Annotated in this window: 27 protein-coding genes; 13 read left to right on the top strand and 14 right to left on the bottom strand. The window is 64.6% G+C overall.

Going from position 1 to position 22,393, the window contains the following annotated elements:
- Nucleotides 1-82 precede the first annotated feature (82 nt).
- Both B6V75_RS12215 and B6V75_RS12210 read left to right on the top strand, forming a co-directional pair.
- Nucleotides 83-631 (top strand): DUF721 domain-containing protein, encoded by a 549-nt coding sequence (locus B6V75_RS12215; RefSeq protein ID WP_075775240.1) that lies wholly within the window; start codon nt 83-85, stop codon nt 629-631.
- Nucleotides 632-1,309: a DsbA family protein gene (locus B6V75_RS12210; RefSeq protein ID WP_075775241.1), complete on the top strand. Its 678-nt coding sequence runs from the start codon at nt 632-634 to the stop codon at nt 1,307-1,309. It abuts the gene before it with no gap.
- A 48-nt stretch (nt 1,310-1,357) separates the two neighbouring features.
- Here the strand turns inward: B6V75_RS12210 and lpxK are convergent, their stop codons facing one another.
- The 4 genes from lpxK to B6V75_RS12190 all read right to left on the bottom strand — a co-directional run bounded on the left by lpxK (nt 1,358) and on the right by B6V75_RS12190 (nt 4,759).
- Nucleotides 1,358-2,347: a tetraacyldisaccharide 4'-kinase gene (lpxK, locus tag B6V75_RS12205; protein WP_088719882.1), complete on the bottom strand. Its 990-nt coding sequence runs from the start codon at nt 2,345-2,347 to the stop codon at nt 1,358-1,360.
- Nucleotides 2,347-3,585 carry a glycosyltransferase N-terminal domain-containing protein gene (locus B6V75_RS12200; RefSeq protein WP_075775243.1) on the bottom strand — a complete coding sequence of 413 codons (1,239 nt, stop codon included), beginning with the start codon at nt 3,583-3,585 and terminating at the stop codon, nt 2,347-2,349. The genes lpxK and B6V75_RS12200 overlap by 1 nt, the downstream gene beginning before the upstream one ends.
- Before the next feature lie 7 nt (nt 3,586-3,592).
- On the bottom strand, nt 3,593-3,850 hold the full coding sequence (locus tag B6V75_RS12195) for a DUF4170 domain-containing protein (RefSeq protein ID WP_075775244.1): 258 nt from the start codon (nt 3,848-3,850) through the stop codon (nt 3,593-3,595).
- 87 nt (nt 3,851-3,937) lie between these two features.
- Nucleotides 3,938-4,759 (bottom strand): sugar phosphate isomerase/epimerase family protein, encoded by an 822-nt coding sequence (locus B6V75_RS12190; RefSeq protein ID WP_088719881.1) that lies wholly within the window; start codon nt 4,757-4,759, stop codon nt 3,938-3,940.
- Nucleotides 4,760-4,836: 77 nt separating this feature from the next.
- Here B6V75_RS12190 and zapE point away from each other — a divergent pair, with 77 nt between their 5' ends.
- Nucleotides 4,837-5,928 carry a cell division protein ZapE gene (gene zapE / locus B6V75_RS12185; protein ID WP_088720037.1) on the top strand — a complete coding sequence of 364 codons (1,092 nt, stop codon included), beginning with the start codon at nt 4,837-4,839 and terminating at the stop codon, nt 5,926-5,928.
- Here the strand turns inward: zapE and B6V75_RS12180 are convergent.
- The 4 genes from B6V75_RS12180 to B6V75_RS12165 all read right to left on the bottom strand — a co-directional run bounded on the left by B6V75_RS12180 (nt 5,925) and on the right by B6V75_RS12165 (nt 10,307).
- Nucleotides 5,925-6,947, bottom strand: coding sequence for an LLM class flavin-dependent oxidoreductase (locus B6V75_RS12180; RefSeq protein ID WP_088719880.1), 1,023 nt, complete (start codon nt 6,945-6,947; stop codon nt 5,925-5,927). The genes zapE and B6V75_RS12180 overlap by 4 nt on opposite strands.
- A gap of 92 nt (nt 6,948-7,039) precedes the next feature.
- Nucleotides 7,040-8,311 carry a folylpolyglutamate synthase/dihydrofolate synthase family protein gene (locus B6V75_RS12175; protein WP_088719879.1) on the bottom strand — a complete coding sequence of 424 codons (1,272 nt, stop codon included), beginning with the start codon at nt 8,309-8,311 and terminating at the stop codon, nt 7,040-7,042.
- Between the two features lie 91 nt (nt 8,312-8,402).
- Nucleotides 8,403-9,347 (bottom strand): acetyl-CoA carboxylase, carboxyltransferase subunit beta, encoded by a 945-nt coding sequence (gene accD, locus B6V75_RS12170; RefSeq protein ID WP_075775248.1) that lies wholly within the window; start codon nt 9,345-9,347, stop codon nt 8,403-8,405.
- A 66-nt stretch (nt 9,348-9,413) separates the two neighbouring features.
- On the bottom strand, nt 9,414-10,307 hold the full coding sequence (locus tag B6V75_RS12165; protein WP_088719878.1) for a type II CAAX endopeptidase family protein: 894 nt from the start codon (nt 10,305-10,307) through the stop codon (nt 9,414-9,416).
- 168 nt (nt 10,308-10,475) lie between these two features.
- Here B6V75_RS12165 and B6V75_RS12160 point away from each other — a divergent pair, with 168 nt between their 5' ends.
- A complete protein-coding gene (locus B6V75_RS12160; RefSeq protein WP_075775250.1) occupies nt 10,476-11,234 on the top strand; it encodes a TSUP family transporter in 759 nt (252 codons plus the stop codon).
- A 3-nt stretch (nt 11,235-11,237) separates the two neighbouring features.
- Here the strand turns inward: B6V75_RS12160 and B6V75_RS12155 are convergent, their stop codons facing one another.
- Nucleotides 11,238-12,563, bottom strand: a complete 1,326-nt coding sequence (locus B6V75_RS12155) for a FliI/YscN family ATPase (RefSeq protein WP_088719877.1) — start codon at nt 12,561-12,563, stop codon at nt 11,238-11,240.
- Nucleotides 12,564-12,643: 80 nt separating this feature from the next.
- Here B6V75_RS12155 and B6V75_RS12150 point away from each other — a divergent pair, with 80 nt between their 5' ends.
- The 9 genes from B6V75_RS12150 to B6V75_RS12110 are packed head-to-tail and all read left to right on the top strand — an operon-like array spanning nt 12,644 to nt 17,233.
- On the top strand, nt 12,644-13,030 hold the full coding sequence (locus B6V75_RS12150) for a FlgB family protein (protein WP_088719876.1): 387 nt from the start codon (nt 12,644-12,646) through the stop codon (nt 13,028-13,030).
- Between the two features lie 2 nt (nt 13,031-13,032).
- Complete coding sequence (gene flgC / locus B6V75_RS12145; protein ID WP_088719875.1) at nt 13,033-13,425, top strand: flagellar basal body rod protein FlgC; 393 nt, start codon at nt 13,033-13,035, stop codon at nt 13,423-13,425.
- An 18-nt stretch (nt 13,426-13,443) separates the two neighbouring features.
- Complete coding sequence (gene fliE / locus B6V75_RS12140) at nt 13,444-13,734, top strand: flagellar hook-basal body complex protein FliE (protein WP_088719874.1); 291 nt, start codon at nt 13,444-13,446, stop codon at nt 13,732-13,734.
- Nucleotides 13,734-14,000 (top strand): flagellar biosynthetic protein FliQ, encoded by a 267-nt coding sequence (locus B6V75_RS12135; RefSeq protein ID WP_088719873.1) that lies wholly within the window; start codon nt 13,734-13,736, stop codon nt 13,998-14,000. Before fliE ends, B6V75_RS12135 begins: the two co-directional genes overlap by 1 nt.
- A 1-nt stretch (nt 14,001) precedes the next feature.
- Nucleotides 14,002-14,718, top strand: a complete 717-nt coding sequence (locus tag B6V75_RS12130; protein WP_088719872.1) for a flagellar hook-basal body complex protein — start codon at nt 14,002-14,004, stop codon at nt 14,716-14,718.
- A gap of 14 nt (nt 14,719-14,732) precedes the next feature.
- Nucleotides 14,733-15,518, top strand: coding sequence for a flagellar basal-body rod protein FlgG (flgG, locus tag B6V75_RS12125; protein ID WP_088719871.1), 786 nt, complete (start codon nt 14,733-14,735; stop codon nt 15,516-15,518).
- Nucleotides 15,518-15,943 (top strand): flagellar basal body P-ring formation chaperone FlgA, encoded by a 426-nt coding sequence (gene flgA / locus B6V75_RS12120; protein ID WP_088719870.1) that lies wholly within the window; start codon nt 15,518-15,520, stop codon nt 15,941-15,943. The genes flgG and flgA overlap by 1 nt, the downstream gene beginning before the upstream one ends.
- A 24-nt stretch (nt 15,944-15,967) precedes the next feature.
- Nucleotides 15,968-16,693 (top strand): flagellar basal body L-ring protein FlgH, encoded by a 726-nt coding sequence (gene flgH, locus B6V75_RS12115; RefSeq protein WP_088719869.1) that lies wholly within the window; start codon nt 15,968-15,970, stop codon nt 16,691-16,693.
- Nucleotides 16,694-16,702: 9 nt separating this feature from the next.
- Entirely contained in the window at nt 16,703-17,233 is a 531-nt protein-coding gene (locus B6V75_RS12110) for a flagellar basal body-associated FliL family protein (RefSeq protein WP_075775260.1), read from the top strand.
- A gap of 48 nt (nt 17,234-17,281) precedes the next feature.
- On the opposite strand, the gene B6V75_RS12105 is transcribed toward B6V75_RS12110, so the two are convergent.
- Genes B6V75_RS12105 through B6V75_RS12085 form a run of 5 tightly spaced genes read right to left on the bottom strand, consistent with a single transcriptional unit; the run spans nt 17,282 to nt 22,344 of the window.
- Nucleotides 17,282-17,650: a hypothetical protein gene (locus B6V75_RS12105; RefSeq protein WP_075775261.1), complete on the bottom strand. Its 369-nt coding sequence runs from the start codon at nt 17,648-17,650 to the stop codon at nt 17,282-17,284.
- Nucleotides 17,638-18,729, bottom strand: a complete 1,092-nt coding sequence (locus B6V75_RS12100) for a flagellar type III secretion system protein FlhB (RefSeq protein WP_088719867.1) — start codon at nt 18,727-18,729, stop codon at nt 17,638-17,640. The genes B6V75_RS12105 and B6V75_RS12100 overlap by 13 nt, the downstream gene beginning before the upstream one ends.
- Nucleotides 18,726-19,514, bottom strand: coding sequence for a flagellar biosynthetic protein FliR (locus tag B6V75_RS12095; RefSeq protein WP_088719866.1), 789 nt, complete (start codon nt 19,512-19,514; stop codon nt 18,726-18,728). The genes B6V75_RS12100 and B6V75_RS12095 overlap by 4 nt, the downstream gene beginning before the upstream one ends.
- Nucleotides 19,511-21,595 (bottom strand): flagellar biosynthesis protein FlhA, encoded by a 2,085-nt coding sequence (gene flhA / locus B6V75_RS12090; RefSeq protein WP_075775264.1) that lies wholly within the window; start codon nt 21,593-21,595, stop codon nt 19,511-19,513. Before flhA ends, B6V75_RS12095 begins: the two co-directional genes overlap by 4 nt.
- Entirely contained in the window at nt 21,595-22,344 is a 750-nt protein-coding gene (locus B6V75_RS12085) for a transglycosylase SLT domain-containing protein (protein ID WP_088719865.1), read from the bottom strand. Before B6V75_RS12085 ends, flhA begins: the two co-directional genes overlap by 1 nt.
- Nucleotides 22,345-22,393: the final 49 nt, after the last annotated feature.

The following is a 22,393-nucleotide window of genomic DNA, read 5'->3' as shown; positions in this document are numbered from 1 at the left end:
GTTTATGCTCCCCTCTTGCCGACCGGTTGGCCCGGCCCGATGTGCTGCCTAGAATGGGATGGATCAAGAGGAACCGCCCCGAATGAGTAAAAGCGACCCGCAAAAGACGCCGGATCGGCGGATGCGTGGCTTTGAAGCCGCGGGCGGGCTGCTGCGTAACCGGATCCGAGCCGCGGGCGAAGCGCGGGGTTTCGCGGTGTCGCGTCTGCTGACCCATTGGGCCGAAGTCGTGGGTCCTGAGACGGCCGCGCAATGCCGCCCGGTGAAGATCGGCTACACGAAAGGCGGCTTCGGGGCGACCCTTACCCTGCTGACCACCGGGGCGGCGGCGCCGATGCTGCAGATGCAGCTGCCGCAAATCCGTGACAAGGTGAATGCCTGCTACGGCTATAACGCGATCTCGCGTATCTCGCTGACGCAGACGGCGCCGACCGGCTTTGCCGATGGTCAGGCGCAATTCGCACCGAAACCGAAACCTGAACCCAAGGCGCCCGATCCCCGTATCATCGAAGAAGCGAAGGCGCGCGTTGCGGAATGTAGCGATGCCGGTCTGAAATCGGCGCTGGAAGAACTGGCAAGAAACGTTCTATCGAAGTCCGCAGAGCGGGCTGGACAGAAGAAAGGCAGATAAATGAGCAAAACTCTTTCGATCCTCGGCGGCGCGGCCGTTATGGGCCTCCTCGCTACGGGCGGCTGGTACGCCAGCCAGCATAGCGAAGCGAGCCTGATCACTGCGGCGCAAGCGCAGGAAGCCACGGCGAGCAAAGATGTCGAGACTCTGCCCGACGTGGTTCTCGGTCAGGAAGATGCGCCGGTCACGGTGATCGAATACGCCTCCTTCACCTGCCCGCACTGTGCGGAATGGCACAAGGTCGAGTATCCGCAACTGAAGAAGAACTACATCGATACCGGCAAGGTGAAGTTCATCCAGCGTGAAGTCTATTTCGACAAGTTCGGCGTCTGGGCGGGTCTGATCGCGCAGTGCGGCGGCGACCCGAAATATTACGCGATCTCGGACATGATCTATAACAAGCAGAAGGAGTGGATCGGCGACGGCAAGCCGCAGACCATCGCGGACAATCTACGCAAGATCGGCCTGCAGGCCGGGCTGAGCAACGATCAGGTCACCGCCTGCATGAACGACGAGAAGCGCGCTGAGAAGATGGTCGCGACCTTCCAGAAGAACGCGGGCGACGACAAGATCGACGCGACGCCGACCTTCATCATCGATGGCGAGAAGCATTCCAACATGGCTTGGGACGACTTCAAGAAGATTCTCGACGACGAGCTGGCGAAGCAAGCCAACTGAGCTTTTGTACAGATCAAGCGAAGGCCGGTCCCGCGGGGCCGGCCTTTCTCATATCCCGAGTTGGTCGAGCGCGGCGTCGAGTTCTGCGGAGTCGTCGATCGCAAGCCGCACGGGCAGCGCGAGAACCTTCGGACGGAAGCTTTCGGGCAGGCGCACCGCATCCTTCTCGGTCGTGACCATCTGCGCGCCGAGCATGTCGGCCTCCGTCTCGATCCGCTGCAAGAGGCGCGTTGTGAAAGGCTGATGATCTTCCAGCGCCTCGCCGCGCAGCAGGTTAGCCCCGAGACCGCGCAGCGTGGCGAAGAATTTCTCGGGATGGCCGATGCCCGCGAAGGCGAGGACTGGAAGCCCTTCCCAATCCATGCCCGTCTGCAGCGGCGCGAGTTGGCCCGTCAGGTGCGGTTTCGAAATTCTGGAACCCCAGAAATTCGTGAAATCTTCTTGTGCGGTCTCCGGTCCGATAGACAGCAGGAAGTCCGCGCGGGCCATCCCAGCCTCGATCGGTTCGCGCAGCGGTCCGGCGGGCAGACACCGCCCGTTGCCGAAACCCTTATGGGCGTCGACCACCACGATGGAGAGGTCTTTCTCCAGCGTGGGGTTCTGATGGGCGTCGTCCAGAACGATCACCTGTGCCCCGGCGGCGACCGCGGCGCTCGCCCCGGCAGCGCGGTCTCGCGCGACCCAGACCGGTGCGAAGGCGGAAAGCAGCAACGGCTCGTCCCCGGTCTCTTCGGCGCGGTGGCTGCGCTCGTCGACCCGCACCGGCCCTTCGAGCGATCCGCCATAGCCGCGTGTGACTACATGCGCCGTCACACCGCGTGCCGCCAGCCGCTGCACCAGCCAGATCACCGTCGGCGTCTTGCCCGTCCCGCCCGCGTTGATATTGCCGGCCGAGATCACCGGCACGTCGAGCCTCAGACCCGGCTGCGCCACGCGCCGCTTCGTCATCGCTGCGTAGATTGCCCCAAGCGGAGACAGCAGCCGCGCCCGCAGGCCTGGCGCATCGGGGGCGTTGAACCAGAAACCGGGCGCGCCCATCACGCCACCCTTGCGGGCTGAGTGCCCGACAGGATCTCGGCAAGATCGCGGGCGATGGTCTCCACCGCACCGGCCCCGCCAGACGTCACGGCCCAGGCGTTATGGGCGAGTTGGGCGGAGCGTTCGGGCGCGATCAGGTCGGCCACCACTTCGGGCAGATCCTCCGGCACCACGACGCCGCGACAGGCTTTCGCGGCCTCGAGCCGCAGGTAATCCTCGCGGAAAGGCGCAAGTTTCGGGCCATGCAGGATCGCCGAGCCAAGTGCCGCCGCCTCGACCGGTGAGCGCGGCGACTGTGCGGTCCCCGACAAAGTGCCGCCCATGTAGCTGAGCGCGGCGAGCCGATACCACAGCCCGTATTCCTGCGCGTCGTCCGCGATGAAAATCTCGGTCGTCAGTTCCGGCTCGCCCTCGAGAGAGCGGCGCGCGACCGACCAGCCCTCGGCGGTCAGTTGCGCGGCAAGGGTTTCGCCTTGGGATTCATCATCCGGCACGAGCAGAAGCAGCAGCCGATGCGCGTGGCGCTGAGCGTAGCGATGGGCCGCCGTCACCGGGCCGACTTCGGCCTCGGGCACGGCTGCGGCCAGCCAGACCGGACGCGCGCCCATCGACTCGGCCATCGAGGCGCGCTCGGCCTCGGACCCGTGAAGCGGCTGCGGTGGCTCGCCGAGCGCGCCATCATTGACCACGATTACCGGGCCGCTCAATCGGTCGTCCACCCGTTCTAGGCTCGCCTCGTCTCGCAGGTAAATGCGGTCGATTCGGCCCAGCAGCGCCAGCGAGACATCGTCGAGCCGCAGACCGTCCTGCCCGCCGAATTTCGCGTCGGCCAGCACGCTGGCGATACCGCGGGTTTGCGTCTCCGCGATCAGGGCGGCGGGCAGCGTTTCATCCATGATGAGCACGAGATCGGGGCGCCACGCATCCAGCACGAGACGGACGGAGGCCGGGCGATCCTCGGGGGCGGCGCGCAGGAAAACCTGATCGGGCAGCCCATCCGGCGCGCTCTCCGAGCCGCGCACCGTCATCGCGATGCGGATATCGGGCATCCGCGCCGCGACCCTGCGCGCGACCAGCCCGGCGGCCTCCGCGCATGTCCCCGCAGCCCAGATCCACAGTAGCGGGGCGTCGGCGCGATCTTCCCCCTGACCGGCCTCGACCGCGGCTTTCGCCTTGGGTCCCGCAGGACGCAGGGCCGAGAGCCGCAGTCTGAGCCAGAGAGGAAGAGAGCCCGCCATGCCAGCCTTAGCTGCCGAGCTCTTCGGTGGTCGAAACCTCGAGCTCTTCGTCGCGCAGGCGATGCAGGTGCGCGATGAAGTAGCGGGTGTGGGCGTCGTCGACGGTACGCTGCGCCTCGGCCTTCCACGCGGCATAGGCGGAAGCGTAGTTCGGATACATCCCGACGATATGGATATCGTCGACATTCTTGAATTCGGTGCGGCTCGGGGTCACCAGCTCGCCGCCGAAGACGAGGTGAAGACGTTGCGGGGTCTTTTTGGCCATGTGAACTCCTGTCGGCTTTTCTGCGGCGCAGAGATTACGCTTTGCCCTCACCCTTCACAAGGAGAGGGCCGGGGCCGCACGTAGCCGTTACCGCGCCAGTCCCAGAGACTCCAGATATTCCGCGCCTTTTCTCACCCCAATCTCGTCATTCACTTCGAGGATCAGGCGAGGCATCTTGGGCAGCTTGCCAAGCGCCTTGAACACCGAATGCCACGCGATCGTGCCCTCGCCCGGGTGCCAGTGGCGGTCGCCATAGCCGTCGATATCCTGCAGGTGGACATGCTCCAGCGCCGCGCCCGCCGCATGGACGAACACATCGACCGGCGGCGCGCCGCAGCTGCGATGCATGAACTGCGCATGGCCCGTATCGAGCGAAACCTTCACCGCTTCGCTCTTCATCTTCGCGGCCAGTTCGACGCGAAGGTTCGGCGTGATGTCCTCGCAATTCTCGATGACCAGCGTCACGCCCAGTTCCTCTGCCCTTTCGATCACCGGGGTGAGGACATAGCGCACGCGTTCGACCTGAATGAACGCGTTCGCGGGGTTCTGCTCCAGATCGGCCTCCTTCCAGAGGGTGTAGGGCGAGTGGATCACCATCTGATCACCGCCCAGTTCCGCCGTGATCTCCAGCACACGCAGCATCCGGGCGCGAATGATCTCGACGATCTCCGGGTCGGCGCAGTCGATGTTGAAGGAGGTGAACGGCCCATGCAGCCCCAGCCGTCCGGTATAGCCGTCGAGCAGGTCTTTCGCGCGTGCCACCATCTTGCGCAGGTCCGCATCCGTCGCGTTCGGCCAGCAGAAGCTCTGCAATTCCAGATCGCGCTGATCGGCGACGATCCAGTCGCGATGATGCGCGAGCATATCGAGGCTCAGCGCAGCGCCGAGCAGCGGTAATTCCTTGGCCATGGGGTCCTCCTCCGGATCGGATGCTCGCGCAAGCCGCGGGGCTTTTCAATCCCGTGAGCGCGCTATATCGGAACGTCATGAAACGCAGCCTGCCCGAGTTTTACGAGTCCATGGTGGATAACGGGGACCTCAACCCCGATCCCGCCCAACGCTCCATTTTGCCCGAACTGGAGCGCGTGCGCCGCGCGCTGGAAAATGCCCCCGCCGCCGAGCCGGTGAAACGCGGCTTCTTCAAGCGCAAGATCAAGCCGGTCGAAGGCGTGCGCGGCCTCTATATCTGGGGCGGTGTCGGGCGCGGGAAATCCATGCTGATGGACCTGTTCTTCGGCCAGACCGACGTGCCGAAACGCCGGGTGCATTTCCACGCCTTCATGCAGGAAGTCCAAGGCAAACTCGACGATGCGCGCCGCGCCAATACCGTGGATGCGATGCGCCCCGTGGCCGAAGAGGTGGCGGGCTCGCTGCGGCTGCTGTGCTTCGACGAGATGCAGATCACGGACATTGCCGATGCGATGATCGTGGGGCGTCTCTTCGAGGCTCTGTTCGAGCGTGGCGTGACTATCGTTACGACGTCGAACCGCGTGCCCGAGGACCTCTACAAGAACGGACTCAACCGGCAGCTATTCCTGCCCTTCATCGGGCTGATCCGCGAGAAGCTCGACGTCTACGAGTTGGCCTCCGAAAACGACTATCGTCAGAACCGTCTGGCCGGGCAGCAGGTCTATTTCACACCGGCGGGCCGCGAGGCGCGCGCGAAGATGGATGCGCTTTGGGACGAGCTGACCGGGGGCGATCATCACGGCAAGCTCGATATCCCGGTGAAGGGACGCACGGTCGAAATCCCGCATTTCCACAACGGGGTCGGTCGTGCGAGCTTCTGGGATCTCTGCGCGCAGCCGCTGGGTCCTGCGGATTACCTCGCCATCGCGGATGCGGTGAAGGTGCTGTTGCTCGATGATATCCCGCTGCTCTCGGCCTCCAACTTCAACGAGGCGAAGCGCTTCGTCACGCTGATCGACGCGCTCTACGAGGCCAAGGTCCGGCTGATCTGTTCGGCCGCGGACGAGCCCGAGCGGCTTTACGTCGAAGGCGAAGGCACGTTCGAATTCGAGCGCACCGCCAGCCGCCTGCGCGAGATGCAGGCAGACGGCTGGGCGGCGGAGGCTTAAGCCAGCATCTCCGCCAGAAGCGGGCGCACCTTGGTGCCGTAAAGCTCGATCGTCTTGCGCAGATGCGCGGGGTTCTGCGGCCCGCCGCTGTATTTCAGCGTGAATCGCGACAGACCCAAGGCTTTCACCGTCCGCGCGATCTTGCGCGCTACGGTTTCCGGGCTGCCGACATAGAGCGAGCCATGCTCGATCTCCGACAGGTAGGCCTCGCGCCGGAATGGCGGCCAACCGCGCGAGCGCCCGATCATGTCATGCATCCGCGCGTAGCCTTCGTAGAACTCTTCCTGCGCGTTCTCGTCGGTCTCGGCGATATGGCCGGGAGAGTGGACACCGATCTTGCCGGGCTTGGTGCCAAGCTGCTCATGCGCGCGGTGATAGAGGTCGACATGCGGTTTGAACCGGGTCGAATCCCCGCCGATGATCGCCAGCATCAGATCCATCTGCATCGCGGCGGTCTCGACCACCGATTGCGGCGAGCCACCGACCCCGCGCCAGATCTGCAGCGGCGTCTCGGGGCGCGGATAGACGGTGACGTTCTTCAGCGGCGGGCGCATCTGCGCATCGAAGCTGACCTTCTCCTGCGTCGCGAGCAGGTGCAGGATCTGCGATTTCTCGGTGAACAGCGCCTCGTAATCGTTCAGGTCGAGCCCGAAGAGCGGGAAGCTCTCGGTAAAGGAGCCGCGCCCTATGGTGATCTCTGCCCGCCCCGGCGCCAGCGCGTTCAGAGTGGCGAAGCGCTGGAACACGCGGATCGGATCGTCCGAGGACAGCACCGTCACGGAGGTGCCCGCCTTGATCTTTTCGGTGCGCGCGAGGATCGCAGAGAGGATCGGCTCGGTCGAGGAGATTGCGAAATCGGGGCGGTGATGTTCGCCCAGACCGATGTAATCGAGCCCGACCTGATCGGCGAGCTCGCCTTCGGCCAGCGTGTCGCGGATCACCTCGGCATGGCTGCGCAGCAGGCCGTCCTCGCCGCGCGTCACATCGCCGAACGTGTCGATCCCAAGCTCAAGCTGCATGGTGGTCTCCTTTCCTGTTCACGCGAAGATAGGGGCGCGGGCGCAGGTGAGCCACCGGCATACTCGCACAGAGCTCGTGCAAGGCCGCAGCTTCAGCCGTTCTCGCGCAGCACCCGGCCCGCGAGATAGAGCGAGCCGCAGATCAGGATGCGGGCATGCGGATGGATCGCGACGATCCCCGCGATGGCCGAGCCGACCGAGGCCGCCGGGCGTGCCTCGATGCCGACCGCGCGCGCCGCTTCGGCGGTGTCTTCCGCCGAGAGGGTGTTCGCCTCGCCAGGGATGGACACGGCTAGAAGGCTCGCTGCGTGAGGGGCCAGGGGACGCAGATACCCGGTCACGTCCTTGGTATTCAGCATGCCGCAGATCAGGTGGGTCGGGCGCTGCGGCAGCGTGCCCAGCGTCTTCGCGATCATGTCGCCCGCCGCCGGGTTATGGCCGCCATCGAGCCAGACCTCGGCTTCGGGCGCGCCGTCGACCAACGGTCCGTGGCGCAGCCGTTGCATCCGCGCGGGCCATTCGGCCTTCGTCACGGCTGCCTCGCAGGCGGCTTCGTCAAAGCCCAGGTGCCGCAGCGCCGCGAGCGCTGCCCCGGCATTCGCGATCTGATGCGGGCCGGGCAGGTTCGGCAGCGGCAGATCGAGCAAGCCGTTCTCGTCCTGAAAGATCAACCGGTCGCGCTCTTCCCAGACCTGCCAATGCTGGCCATGCACCAGAAGCGGCGCGCCGAGCTTTTCCGCCCGCGCCTCGATCACGTCGAGCGCCCCCTCCTGCTGGGGACCGACCACGCAGGCCACGCCGCGCTTGAGGATCCCGGCCTTCTCGCCCGCGATCTCGGCCAGCGTCTCGCCAAGGAATTGCTGATGGTCGATCGAGACCGGCGTGATGATGCTCAGCGCGGGTTTGTCGATCACATTGGTCGCGTCGAGCCGCCCGCCGAGACCCACTTCGAGGAGCGTGTAATCCGCAGGCGTCCGCGCGAAGGCCAGAAGCGCCGCCGCCGTCGTCACCTCGAAGAAGGTGATCGGCTTGCCGCCATTCGCCGCCTCGACCTCATCGAGAAGCGCGGCCAGATCGTCCTCTGAGATCAGCGCTCCGGCGATCCGGATACGTTCGTGGAAGCGCGCAAGATGCGGCGAGGTATAGGCGTGGACGCGCTTGCCAGCAGCCTCCAGCCCGGCCCGGATCATCGCCTGGGTCGAGCCCTTGCCATTGGTGCCCGCGATATGGATCACCGGCGGCAGGTCGCGCTCGGGATGGTCGAGGTCCCCCAGCAACCGCTCCATCCGGTCGAGCGACAGGTCGATGACCTTGGGATGCAGCGCCATCAGGCGGTCGAGAATGTCATCGGAGCTTTGTGTCATCGGCCCCTCCGGCCTCAGATGGCGGACCGGAGAGGGGACGCTGCCCCCGCGGCTGGCGCCGCCCCCCGGGATATTTCAGCCAATACGAAGATCAGGTCTTGGGCTTCGCCTCGGCCTCGGGAGCTGCCTCGGCGACCGCTACCTCGGGGGCCTTCTCCGGCGCGGGCAGATCGCCCTTCACCGCAGGCGGCAGGTTCATCAGCATGCGCAGGATAGTGATCAGCTCGTCGCGCATCTTCATGCGATGCGTCACGCGGTCGAGCATCCCGTGATCGAGCAGATATTCCGCGCGCTGGAAGCCTTCGGGCAGCTTTTCGCGGATCGTCTGTTCGATCACGCGCGGGCCCGCGAAGCAGATCAGCGCGTTGGGTTCGGCGATATGCACGTCGCCCAGCATCGCGTAGGAGGCGGTCACGCCGCCGGTCGTCGGATGGGTCAGAACGACGATATAGGGAAGGCCCGCTTCCTTGAGCATCTGCACGGCGACAGTGGTGCGCGGCATCTGCATCAGCGACAGGATACCTTCCTGCATCCGCGCGCCGCCAGCCGCCGAGAACAGCACCAGCGGACGTTTGAGCTTCACCGCACGCTCGGCCGCCGCGATGATCGCGTTGCCGACATACATGCCCATCGAGCCGCCCATGAAGGTGAAGTCTTGCGCGGCCGCGACGATCGGCGTGCGCCCGATCTCGCCCTCGGCCACCAGCATCGCCTCTTTCTCGCCGGTCGATTTCTGTGCCGCCTTCATCCGGTCCGGATAGCGTTTCTGATCCTTGAAATGCAGCGGATCGGCGATCGGTTCGGGCACTTTCACTTCGGAGAAGATGCCACCGTCGAACAGCGCCTCGAAGCGCACGCGGGGCGTAATCGCGAGGTGATGGTCGCAATTGGTGCAGACGTTCAGATTGTCCGACAGCTCCCGGTGGAACAGCATCGTCCCGCACTCGGGACATTTCGTCCAAAGGTTCTCGGGCACTTCGCGGCGCGAAAACAGCGAGTTAATCCGAGGACGGACGTAATTGGTGATCCAGTTCATCGTAAGAGCCTCTCGCTGGGGCGGGTCGGTTTGGCTTGAAATACGCCGCCCCTGCGTGAATTGCAATCAGACGCGCAGGGTGAGGCGGATCAACAGCCACGCGATCAACAGGTGCAGCATGTCGAGAACGAGCCACGGCAAGAGGTCCCACAAGTCGCGCGTATTGATCACGATCGTGTAGAGCGCCAGCCCGTCGAGCTGACCGTAGAAGCCCACAAGGAAAAGCGAGCCGAAGTTATTGGCGAAATGCAGCGCGAGGGCGGCCCCGAGATTGCCGGTGCGCGCGGTCAGGTCGCTCGCGAGGCAGCCGAAGCCGAAGGCCCAGAGCGCGGGCCAGAACGCGTTACTGCCATAAGTGCCGGGCGAATAGTGGAGCGCCCCGAAGAGCGTCGAGGGCAGGACCATCCAGACCAGGGGGCTGCGCCAGCGCGCTGCGAGCTGCTGCAGCAGGTAGCCGCGAAACAGGACCTCTTCGGTGGCGATCTGGACGAACAGAAGCGGCAGTGCGATTGGCGCCCAGCCCAGCACGTTCATCAGCGAATTGGAGCGGGCCGTGGATTCGCTGAGCTGGGTGAGCGCGAAAGAGAAACAAGCAAAGAGCAACAGCGTCGGCAGCACCTTCGCAAATGTCGAGAGGCTCTGCTTTCCGAACAACGTCGCCGCCGCGCGGTGGTGCAAGTGGCGGCTGACGAGGAAGGTCGCGATCAGAAGCGGCGCGAAGGTTGCAAGCAGGATGGCGAGGCCGCGCGGGGTCGAACCATGGGCGATTTCCTGAAACAGCCTGAGCATCGAAAAATCGTCGAGCACCGAGGAGAAGAACAGGATCATCGCCCAGCCGCTGAGCAGGTAGAAGGCGACGATCACGCCCAGCCCAAGCATCCCGCGCCAGATCTGGGAATAGGGTTTCGCAGGGGCCGCAAAAGCGTCGAGCGGCGCATATCGGTGGGTCCGCGCGATCACGACGCGGCCTTCGCGGAGAGGGGTACGGTTTCGGGGCGCGAGTGGGTCATCTGGGTCTTCCGCAAGGCTATGGGTCGGTGATAGCGGCTGCGGCCCCGTTGAGGCAACGGCTTTACTTTTCGCGGCGTGGGCAGGACAAGAGGCGGCTGTCTTCTGACCGGGGTGCAAATGTTTGAACTTCCTCTCGATCTGGTGGTGATGCTGATCGGCGCGGCTTTCGCGGCGGGGGTGGTCGATTCCATCGCGGGCGGCGGCGGGCTGATCACGGTGCCGGCGCTTTTGCTGGCGGGCGTGCCGCCGGTTCAGTCGCTCGCGACGAACAAGATTCAGGGCACGTTCGGCGCGGCGACGGCGGCGATTTCCTACGCGGCTTCGGGCCATGTGGTGCTGCGAAAACAGCTGTTGGCCGCCGTGATCGGGTTCCTCGGAGGGCTCGCGGGGGCGCTTCTCGTGTCGCGCATCCCGACCGACAAGATCGAGATCGCCCTGCCGTTCATCCTCGTCGCAATCGCCGCGTTTTTCGCGTTGCGGCCGGGTTTGGACGACACGGACCGGGTGCAGCGTATTCGGCCCGGCCTGTTCACCGCCGCTTTCGTGCCGGTGATCGGCTTTTACGACGGTCTGATCGGGCCGGGGACGGGCTCGTTCTTCATGATCGGTTTCGTGACGCTGGCGGGTTACGGCGTGCTCAAGGCGACGGCACATACGAAACTGCTGAACTTCTCGTCGAATATCGGGGGGCTGACGGGGTTCCTGCTGGTCGGCTCGCCGCTCTGGGTGCTCGGCATCGCGATGGGGCTGGCGCAGATCGCCGGGGCGCGGCTGGGCTCGCGGCTTGCGATGCGGGTGGGCGCGCGGCTGATCAAGCCGCTGCTGGTGACGACCTCGACGTTGCTGGCCGCGAAGCTGCTTTGGGACCTGATGTAGACCCTATCCCGGCACCTGCGACAGGATCGTGCGCAGCCGCGCGAAACTGCCCGCGTTGCCGTCGGGGGCGGGTTCGGCAATGAAGGCGTCCAGCTCGGGCCAGACCTTGATCGCCGCGTCGATGCGTGGGTCCGAGCCTTCCGCATATAGCCCCGCCTGAATCATCATCTCGGCCCGGTCATAGGCGCCGAGCAGGCTGCGCGCCTTGCCGATCAGCCGGTTTTCCTCGGGATCCGCCGCGTCGGGCAGCGAGCGCGAGACCGAACGCAGCATATTGATCGCCGGGAAGCGCCCACGCTCCGCAATCTCGCGCTCCAGCACGACATGCCCGTCGAGCACGCCGCGCAGGATATCGGCGATCGGCTCGTCCATATCGGAACCGGCCACGAGGACCGAGAAGATACCGGTGATGTCGCCCTGACCCTCGGCGCCGGGGCCCGCGCGCTCGCCCAAGGCCATGATCTGATAGGAGGTCGAGGGCGGATAGCCGCGCAGCGATGCGGGCTCGCCCCCGGCCAAAGCGACCTCACGATGGGCTTCGGCAAAGCGCGTGATCGAGTTGGCGAGGAACAGCACGTGCTGGCCCGCATCGCGGAAATGCTCGGCCACGGCCATCGCGGCCCAGGCGCAGCGACGGCGCACCAGCGGCGATTGATCCGAGGTTGCGGCGACGATCACCGCGCGGGCCATCCCCTCCGGGCCAAGGGTCTTTTCGACGAATTCCCGCAATTCCCGGCCGCGTTCGCCGATCAGCGCGATGACGACGATATCGGCAGACACCCCGCGCGCGAAACTCGCCAATAGCGAGGATTTTCCGACGCCCGATCCCGCGAAAAGGCCGACCCTTTGGCCTTGGACCAATGGCAGCATCGTGTCGAAAGCGGCGAGTGACGTCTCCAACCGGCCGCCCAACCGCTTGCGCTGGGCGGCAGGCGGAGGGCTTGCGCGCAATTCGCGCTCGCGCGCGCCGTGGATCAGCGGTTGCCCGTCGAGCGGCTTTCCGAACGGGTCGATGATGCGCCCGACCCAGCTGTCATGCGGAGCGATCCCGCCCTGACCGAGCAGCTCCACCTCGTCGTCGATCGCCACGCCATCGGCGGCTCCGTCGGGCAGCACGGTGACCGCCCCGCGCGTCAGCGACAGAACTTCCGCGCCGATCTCGCGCCCGCTTTGGCAGCGAATCGTCGCGCGGTCGCCAAGGGCCGCCGAACGGGCCAGACCGCTGACCTCGATCATCCCGCGTCGCACCTCGCGCACGCGCCCGACGGCGTGGGCGCGGGCGATAGCGCGCATTTCGGCGTGCAACAGGTCGAATCCCGCAAATGCCATTCTGGCCTCCGATGTTCTCGAAAGGTTTTCTAAACGATTCGCTCTTAAAGCTTGGTTGATAGCTCGGAGGAGAAGCCCCGATGTTCGAGAAGATTGAGATCATGAAAATGGCCAGTGCGATGGCCCGACACGCAGCAGCCCGTCAGAACGCGGTTGCGGAAAATATCGCCAATGCGGACACGCCCGGCTACGCGGCGCGGGATCTGCCGCCTTTCGAAGACCTCTATCGTAGCGAGGTCGGCGGCGACCTGCGCGCGACGCGGCCCGGCCATATCGGCGCCGCGTCGACGATCACGACCGGACCGGAACCGCTCGCCTCCCCCGGGGTGACCTCGCCCGATGGCAATGCCGTTTCGCTGGAAGAGGAGATGGTCCGCTCGGTCGAGGTGAAGCGCGAGCATGACCTGTCGCTCGCGATCTACCGCTCCTCACTCAACATCTTGCGCAGTTCGCTTGGGAGGGGATGAGGATGACCGATTTCACCCAATCCATGGCGCTCTCCGCCTCGGGCATGAAAGCGCAGGCGATGCGGCTTCGGCACAGTTCCGAAAATATCGCGAATGCCGACACCCCCGGCTACCGCCGCAAGATGGCGGCCTTCGAGGAGGTCGTCGAGGCGGGCGGACGAACCGGGGAGGTTGCGCTCGGCCCGGTCCGGCTCGACCGTACGGAACTCACACGTATTTACGATCGTGGCCATCCGATGGCCGACGAGAACGGCTACTACGACGGCTCGAATGTCGATCTGGTGGTCGAAATCGCTGACGCGCGCGAAGCGCAGCGCAGCTACGAGGCGAATTTGCGCATGTTCGATCAGGCCCGGCAAATGTCGGCCTCCCTGCTCGAACTGCTTCGCCGCTAAGGACCGAGGAGATCTAGAATGGATTTGAACACCTCCCTTGCAACGCAAAGCTACGCCCAGGCCCGGGCCGCTGTCCCGCCGAAAACGGGTGGTTCCGGGCCGGGCCCCCTTTTCGAACAGGCGGCGAGTTCTTTCGTCGATGCGGTAAAGGCAGGCGAAGACGCCGCCAAATCTGCAATGACGGGCAAGGCCGATCCGCACGCGCTGGTGCAGGCCCTCGCGCAGAGTGAACTCGCGATCGAGACCGCGGTGACCGTCCGCAACAAGGTCGTCGAGGCCTATCAGGAAATTCTCAGGATGCCGGTGTGATGCAGGACGCGATCTTCTTCGACACGCTCCGGCAGGGCCTGTGGATCGCCGTGCTGATCGCGGCGCCGCTGCTGTCGGTCGCCCTCGTCGCCGGGGTGACGATCGGCCTCTTTCAAGCGTTGACCTCGGTGCAGGAAATGACGCTGACATTCGTGCCGAAAGTGGGCGCGATGCTCGTCGTGTTCTGGGTGTCGATGAGTTTCATGTCGGAAAAGCTGGTGGAGTTCTTCACCCGCACCCTCCTGCCGATCATCGCCGGGGGCTAAGATGGATAACGCGATCTATGCCACGCTGACGCGGCAATCCGGCCTGATGCGCGAAATGCGCACCGTCGCCAACAACATCGCGAATGTCTCGACGACGGGCTTCCGGCGCGAAGGGGTGATCTTCTCCGAATACCTTTCGGGGCTCGAGGGCAACGAGCCTTCGCTGTCGATGGCGCGCGCGCATGGCCGCATGATCGACCGGAGCCAGGGGGGGCTGACCCAGACGGGGGGGGCCTTTGACTTCGCGATCGAGGGCGAGGGGTTCTTCATGATCGAGACCCCGCAGGGCAATCAGCTGACGCGGGCGGGAAGCTTCATTCCTTCCGCCGCGGGCGAGTTGTTGACGCCCGACGGCTATCGCCTCCTCGATTCCGGCGGCACCCCGGTGGCGATCCCGTCCGGGGCGAGCTCGGTCGCGCTCGCGGCCGATGGCACGCTGTCCAACAATGGCCAGCCGATCGCGCAGGTTGGCGTCTATCTTCCCACAGATCCCAACGGATTGCGCCACGTCGGGGGCACGCGGTTCACCGCCGAGGCGGGCGCCGAACCCGTCGAGGGCGCGGTGCTGATGCAAGGTTTTCTCGAAGACAGCAACGTCGATCCGGTCACCGAGATCGCACGCATGATCGAGGTCCAGCGCGCCTACGAAATGGGACAGGCCTTTCTCGAACGCGAAGACGAACGAATTCGCAGCGTCATCCAGACGCTCGCCCGCTAACAGGAGACCATGACATGAGAGCGCTTCAGATCGCGGCCACCGGCATGAGCGCGCAACAGATGCGCGTCGAGGTGATTTCCAACAACCTCGCAAACATGTCGACCACCGGCTACAATGCGCGCCGCGCCGAATTCGCCGATCTCTTCTATCAGCAGGCGACCCGCCCTGGCACGATCAACGCGACCGACGGGACGACCATTCCCGCCGGCGTTCAGCTCGGCCTCGGGGTGCGCCCGACCGCGGTGACGGTCAATGTCGCGCAGGGCTCGCTCAGCGCCACGGGCGGCGATCTGGACGTCGCGATCGATGGCAATGGATATCTGGAGGTGATGCTGCCATCGGGCATCTCCGCCTATACGCGCGATGGTGGGCTGAAACGCAACGGCACAGGCCAGATCGTGACCTCCGACGGCTACCCGGTCGTGCCCGAGATGACGATCCCGAACGATGCTCGGGCGATCGCCATCAACGCTCAGGGCGAGGTCTATGCCTATTTCAGCAATCAGGTGGCGCCGCAACTATTGGGGCAGTTCACCCTCGCGAATTTCTCGAACCAGAAAGGGCTCGAGGCGATGGGCTCGAACCTGTTTCTCGAAACCGGGGCCTCGGGGCCACCCAACGTGAACACGCCCGGCGCGGACGAATTGGGCACGCTGCGGCAGGGCTATCTGGAGGAAAGCTCGGTCGATCCGGTGCGCGAGATCACGGAGTTGATCAAGGCGCAGCGCGGCTACGAGCTGAACGCGAAGGTGATTTCGGCCGCGGACCAGATGCTCGGCGCAACGACGCAGGTGCGCTGATGCTGTTTCGGGCGATCCTGATTGCGCTAGCCGGCCTTTTGACAGGCCAAGCTTCGGCGGACACGCTCGTCGCGCTCCACACTTTGCGCGCGCGCACGATCGTCACGCGGGCGGATGTCGGGCTGCGGCCGGGCGAAGTGGTCGGGGCGTTGAGCGGGTCGGAGAAGGCCGTCGGCCTCGAGACGCGCACGGTGATCTATGCCGGGCGCCCGATCCGCGCGCGCGATCTCGGCCAACCCGCGATCGTCGAGCGTAACCAGATCATCCCGCTGCTGTTCCGCCTCGGATCGCTTGAGATCCGTACCGAAGGCCGCGCGCTCGACCGTGCCGGGATCGGAGAGACGATCCGCGTGATGAACGCGGCCTCCAAAACCGTGGTGTCCGCAACGCTTGGCGCGGATGGAACCGCCCATGTCGCGAGATGAGGGGACCCGAAAGAGGAATTCGCGATGAAATCTCCTGCACTGTTGCTTCTTTCGATTGCGCTTGTCGCCTGCGGGCGGCTCGAACAGGTCGGTAAGGCCCCCGATTTCACGCCGGTCGAAGGCGGGAACGAGTTCTATGCCATGGCCTCCTCGCCGCTGCCCGCCACGACCGTGGCCCGCACGCCCGAGCAGGAAGCTTCGCTTTGGTCGGGCGCGCGCAACTCGCTTCTGGGCGATCAGCGCGCCGCCCAGCGCGGTGACATTCTCACGGTTGTGATAGAGATTAACGACAAGGCTGAAATCTCGAATTCCACAGGCCGCTCGCGTAACGGCTCCGAAACGATGGGGGTGCCTTCGATGCTGGGCATTCCGCAGCGCATCGACAAGCGGCTGCCTGCGGGAGCGAACATGGCCAATGCCGTCGCGACCAATTCGAACTCCTCCTATTCCGGCGACGGGCGAGTGTCGCGCAACGAGAAGCTGACCCTTCGCGTGGCCGCCACGATCATCGAGACACTCCCGAACGGCGTGCTGCGCATTCAGGGGAGCCAGGAGGTGCGAGTGAATTTCGAAGTGCGCGAGTTGATCGTCACCGGCTTCGTGCGCCCCGAGGATGTGAGCCGCCAGAACGAAATCACCTATGACAAGATCGCGGGGGCGCGGATTTCTTATGGTGGGCGCGGGCAGATCACCGATGTGCAGCAGCCGCGTTACGGCCAGCAGATCGCCGATGTTCTTTTGCCGTTCTGAGGTGCCTTGATGCTTGGCAAACTTCTCCCGCTTCTCCTTGGTCTGATCGGCCTCGCCGGCGGTGGCGCGGCTGGCTATTTTCTGCGTCCCGCTCCGCCGCCCGCAGCCCCCCCGACGGCCCCCGCCGCTGCGGAGGCGGAGGCGGGCAAGTCTGCTGCCGCAACCGACTCGCATGGTGACCCGGTCGCCGTCGCTAATGGCGCCGGAGGCGAGGTCACCTCCGAATTCGTCAAGCTCAACAACCAGTTCATCGTGCCGCTGGTGACCGAGTCGCACATCTCCGGAATGGTTATCCTTTCGCTGAGCCTCGAGGTGAAGGCGGGCGAAACCGAAGCCGTTTATCGCGCCGAGCCGAAACTGCGTGATGCGTTCCTGCAGGTGCTGTTCGATCACGCGAATACCGGCGGGTTTCAGGGTCTGTTCACCGATTCTGCGAACATGTCGCGCTTGCGCCGGGCCCTGACCGAGACGGCCCGCAACATTCTGGGCCCGAGTGTTCTTGCGGTTCTGGTTTCTGATATCGTGCGTCAGGACAGTTGAGCGCAGGCCGCCCAGCGGCGCACCGCGAAAAACCAGAGCCTCCGCGCCTCAGCGGGGCATTTCGCGTTTCGGGCGACCGAGTTTCGTGACGACGTCATGTCGGCCGACCGCGCGTGCAGTCGCGTCATGCTGCTTCGCGATCGCGGGATTCAGCTCGTCACGCGCAGCGCGAAGCCGCGTTTCTTCCAGCGAGAGATACCGGAGATAAGCGAGCGTGTTTTGCCCGAATGTCGGGTCCAGCGCGAGCGTCGCCCGGCTCGACCGCTCTTCTGCTTGCAGGCTCGCAATGCGCAAATCGAGCGCGCGGGCCTGGGCGTTCAGCCGTGCGAGCGCGGCGAGTTCCGCCTCGCTTTGCATGCGAGTCAACCGAGCGAGTTTCGTTAGACGCGCGACCTGCAGTTTGCTCATTTGCGCCATGCCGCGCCTCTACCCGCCGCCTTGCGCATCTTCTCCGCGAAGCGGATCGCGGCCGCGACGGGTTTGTAATGCTCGGGACGGATTTCCTCTCCGATCTCGATTGCCGCGAAGAGCGCGCGCGCGGTCGGTGGATCCGAATGCAAGGGTACCGCGTTCTCCGCCGCGATTTCGCGTATCCGCGCCGCGATCGCATCGACCCCTTTCGACAGGCAGACCGGGGCGCGACCCGAGGCGCGGTTCCATTTCAGCGCGACCGCATAGTGGGTCGGGTTGACGATCACGACGTCGGCCTTGGCGGTGTCGGGAACCGATTGCCGCATCGCAAGCTCCATCCCCTTCTGGCGCCGCTGCGCCTTGAGATGGGGGTCGCCATCGGATTGCTTCATCTCGTCGGTCAGTTCCTTGCGCGTCATCCGGTTGCGCCGCAGGAATTCCACTCGTTGCCAGAGATAGTCGACGACGCCTATCGCTGCGGCGAGCGCGGTTACGATCATCAGGAACTCGGCGATCATACGAAACAACACGCCCGCGATCTGCACCGGTTCGAGATGCTGCGTCAGAAAGATCAGCTCCGCGCGCGCCCTGAGGTAGAGAAAGAGAGTCGTCGCGATCACGGCGAGTTTCGTCACGCTCTTGGCGAATTCGAACAATCCGCTGCGGCCGAATTTCTGCGCAGCATTTTTCAGCGGATTGATCCGGTTGAGCTTCGGTTGGATCTTGTCAGGCGCGACAACGACCGCGCGTTGCGCCCAATAGGCGACCAGCGCGGCGACCATCGGCACCACGAAAAACGGGGCGAGCGGCAGCAGGAGTTCTCCGATCACGCGCCCGCCCATGGCCGTCCCGCCACCGAAGAACTGCGCGGCCATCTCATCGGCGCGATCGAGCATTGCCATCGCGCCGCTGCCGAACCGCGTGAGGCTGAAGATGCCAAGGCCAAAGAGCGTCGCGAGAAAACTGCCGTAAACGGCAGCGACCGAAATATCGGAGGAGCGCACCAGATCGCCCTTGCGACGCGCGGCCTCCAGCTTGTGCGGTGTCGGGGCGAATTCCTTTTCGCCGCCTTCGTCCTCGCTCATCGCACCGCTCCGAACGGGTTGGCGAGGAAGGCCATGACCGCCTCGCGCCAGATCGCGATCGCGGTCGGAGCGCAAAGCGCGAGCAGGATCAGCCCGCCCGCTGTCAGCGCCGGAGCGCCGACGAAAGCCACCATGAGCTGCGGCATGGCACGGTTAATCGCGCCGAGCGCGACGTTGTAGATCAACCCGGTGACCGCGAAAGGGGCGGCAAGCGTGAAGGCCAGCGAAAACGCTTGCGCGATGCCCGAGACGCCCCAGCTGCGCAATGCCTCGGGATTGGGCCACTCGCCGACGGGCAGAACGTCGTAGGTGCCGATCATGAACTCGATGAGCCGGACATGAAACCCGAGGCTCATAAGCACCGCGATTCCGGCGATCATCAGCAGGTTTCCGATCGCGGGTTGCGGCTCGCCGCTCATACCGCCAAGCAGTTGCGCGAGCGAGCTCGACTGTGCCGCCATCGTGCCCGCAATCTGCAAGGCGAAGACGAAAGCGCGCAAGCCGAACCCAAGGAACAGGCCGATCGCGATTTCCGAGATCAGCCAGATCGGCGGGCTTGCCCCAAGATCGACAGTGGCGAGCCTGGGGACGAGAGCCGGGATCATCACGAGCGTTATCGCGAGTGCGACGCCGGTCTTGATCCGCGCCGGCAGGCTGGTTTCGCCAAATCCAGGGGCCATTGCGACGATCCCGCCGACCCGAAGCAAGATGACGAAACCTATCAGCAAAAAACTTTGCGTTTTCTGCAGAATCTCTGCGAGTTGATCTAGAAGCGGCGGGCTCATGCCGGAACCTGCCCGACCATCGCGGGCCGCGCCTCGAGGCCAATTTCCTCGTAGCTCAGAACCGGCGCGTTCAGACCTTTTGCGTTGATGACGGTGCGCAGAAACCGTCGCCTGCGTCCCGAAGAGACGAGCGCCGGGAACGTGCCCGCCTGTGCCGCGCCAGCAAGTTTTTCGGCGATATTCGCAGCGAGTTTGTTGAACAGATCGGGCGGTAAAGCGACATCGCCGCTCGCGTCGCCGCCGATCGTGTATTTGCCGAACCGCTCCTCCCAATCGGGCGCCAGTTGAATCAGGGGGATCGTGCCGTCGTCGCGCCGCAGATCGGCGACGAGCTGGAAACCGAGACGCTGGCGAACGTGCTCGCAAATCTGCTCCGGGGTTTGCAGGTGGCGGGCCTCCGAGATCGCCTCGACGATCAAAAGAAGGTTTCGGATCGAGACCCGTTCATCGAGCAGCAAGCGCAGGACCGCTAGAAGCAGGTCGATCGGAACCTTGTCGGGTATCAACTCGTCGAGGACGCGCCGATTGGCCTGCGCGCGCGTCGGATCGGAGAGGTTCGCGACCTCGTCTAGCAGCCGCCGCAACGCCCGTAACGTCATTAAACGCGAGAAATTCGCCTTGATTACCTCGAGAAGGTGCGTCGCGAGCACCTCCGTCGGCCCGACCACCGTCGAGCCTGCGAGCGCCGCATCCTCCTGCTGATGAGCGGGCACCCAAAGGGCTGGGGCGTGGAAGACGGGTTCGCGCACCTCTTCCCCGTCGGGCAGGAAATCGCGATTGTCCGCGATCAGTGCCAGCACATGCTCCGGCATCAGCCGGTCGCGCGCCTGCTCCACCCCCTGAACGCGGATCCGGTAATGTCCAGGCGGCAAGGTCGCGTCGTCGGTCAACCGAATTTCCGGCAGGATCAGCCCGAAACTCGCCGCGACATGGTTGCGCATGTTCGAAATCCGCGCGTCGAGACCTGTGGCGGGATCGAGCGCCATCTTCACCAGATCGGGGGCGAATTCGACATGGATGTCGTCGATGTCGAGCACGTCGCCCATGGACTTCTGTTTCGGCCCGGTTTCGGGCGTGGGCATCTTCATCGCCTCGCGCCGGGCGCGCGCCCGCTCTGCGCGCCGCAGCATGAAGGCAGCCCCGCCAAGGAGGACGGCTCCCGCGGTGAAGGGCACGAAAGGCAGCCCCGGCACGAGACCGAACAGCGCCATCAGGACCGCCACGGTGGTCAGCGCGGCCGGATATTTACCAAGCTGGCGAAACAATTCCAGATCGGTGGAGCCTTTCGCGCCGCCACGCGAAAGCAGGATCGCCGCTGCGATCGAGATGATGACCGCGGGTATCTGGCTGACGAGGCCGTCGCCGACCGTGAGGATCGCATAGGTTTCGAGCGCGCGATCGAGCGGCATTCCATGCACCACCGTGCCGATGGTCAGACCGACGACGAGGTTGAGCAACGTGATCAACAACCCTGCGACCGCGTCTCCTTTCACGAATTTGGACGCGCCATCGAGCGAGCCGAAAAAAGTGGTTTCCGCCTGTTCGCGTTCGCGCCGCTCCCGCGCCTCGGCGTGGTCGATCGCGCCCGCATTCATGTCGCTATCGATCGCAAGCTGCTTGCCCGGCATGGCGTCGAGCGCGAAACGCGCGCCGACTTCTGCCATGCGCCCGGCGCCTTTCGTGATCACGATAAAATTCACGATCAGGATCACGCAGAACACGACGAGCCCGATCAGGACCGAGCCGCTCATGATGAAATTCGCGAACCCCTCGATCACGCCACCCGCCGCGCCGGTGCCTGTATGGCCGTTGCCGATGATGAGTTTCGTCGAGGTAACGTTAAGCGAGAGTCGCAACATCAGCGTTGCGAGAAGAATCGTCGGAAAGGCGGAAAAATCGAGCGGTCGTTCGATGAACAAGGTGACAGTGAAGATCAGGATCGCGAGGGCGAAGGAGGTCGCCAGGCCGATGTCGAGAATCCAGGAGGGCACCGGCAGGATCATCATCGCGATGACCGCCATCAGTGCGAGCGCCAGCATGATGGTGGGTTGAAACGCACGGTGCACGAGCGGCGACGCCATCACATCCCTCGCGCTTTTTGCGCGGCTCGGATGAAGAGCGAGGCTCCCGGAGCACTGCCCACGCCTGGAGGCTCTGTTCCTTCCGAGCGAAGCAGGAGGGGATATTGGTTATCCCTGCTTTGCGCCGACGGTTCGGTTCGTGCCAATACGATCTCCGGAATCTCAGGCGCCCCGGCGGTTGCCCGCGTGGCGGAGGTATTCACCACCTTTTCAGGTTCGACCTTGCCTGCGAGCTTGGCATGAAGACGCGCGAAGCGTTCAGAATAGCGCCTCGCATATTTCGGCGTGCGCGAATGATAGACCCCGGCAGCCTTCGTCCAGTCCCCAGTTTCGGCATAGAGAGATTTCAGAAACCGAGCCGCATATCGTGCATTTGTCAGCGGGTCGAACATGTCTTCGATCGAAGAAAAATGCTGCCCATGCCATTTGAAGTTGATCTGGAAACAGCCGATATCGAAACTTCGCGCGCCGCGTTTGAATTCCTTGAATACGTAAGCCAGCGCCAAATCCCGGGAGTCGAACCAGTGTCCCGCGCCCTCCATGTTCACGGTCCAGGGCCAGGGCTGGAAGCCGCCTGCTCCCTTGCGACCCGTCTCATTCAACGAAATCGCCATGAGCACCGCGTAAGGCACATCGCTTTCGCGCGACGCTTGTTTCGCGGCGGCCTCGCATAGCTGGGGCTGTCCCGCCGCGGATAGCGGGGTGAAGGTAAGACATAAGATATAAAGTGCCCGCCGAAACCAAGGCATGGGATTTTCCCTTTGCAGTGCAATTCTTGCGACCCCAAACCTAGCGGGC

It is taken from the genome of Thioclava sp. F1Mire-8, from assembly GCF_002213165.1.
Classification (GTDB): domain Bacteria; phylum Pseudomonadota; class Alphaproteobacteria; order Rhodobacterales; family Rhodobacteraceae; genus Thioclava; species Thioclava nitratireducens.
This window is presented reverse-complemented; position numbering and strand designations above follow the sequence as displayed.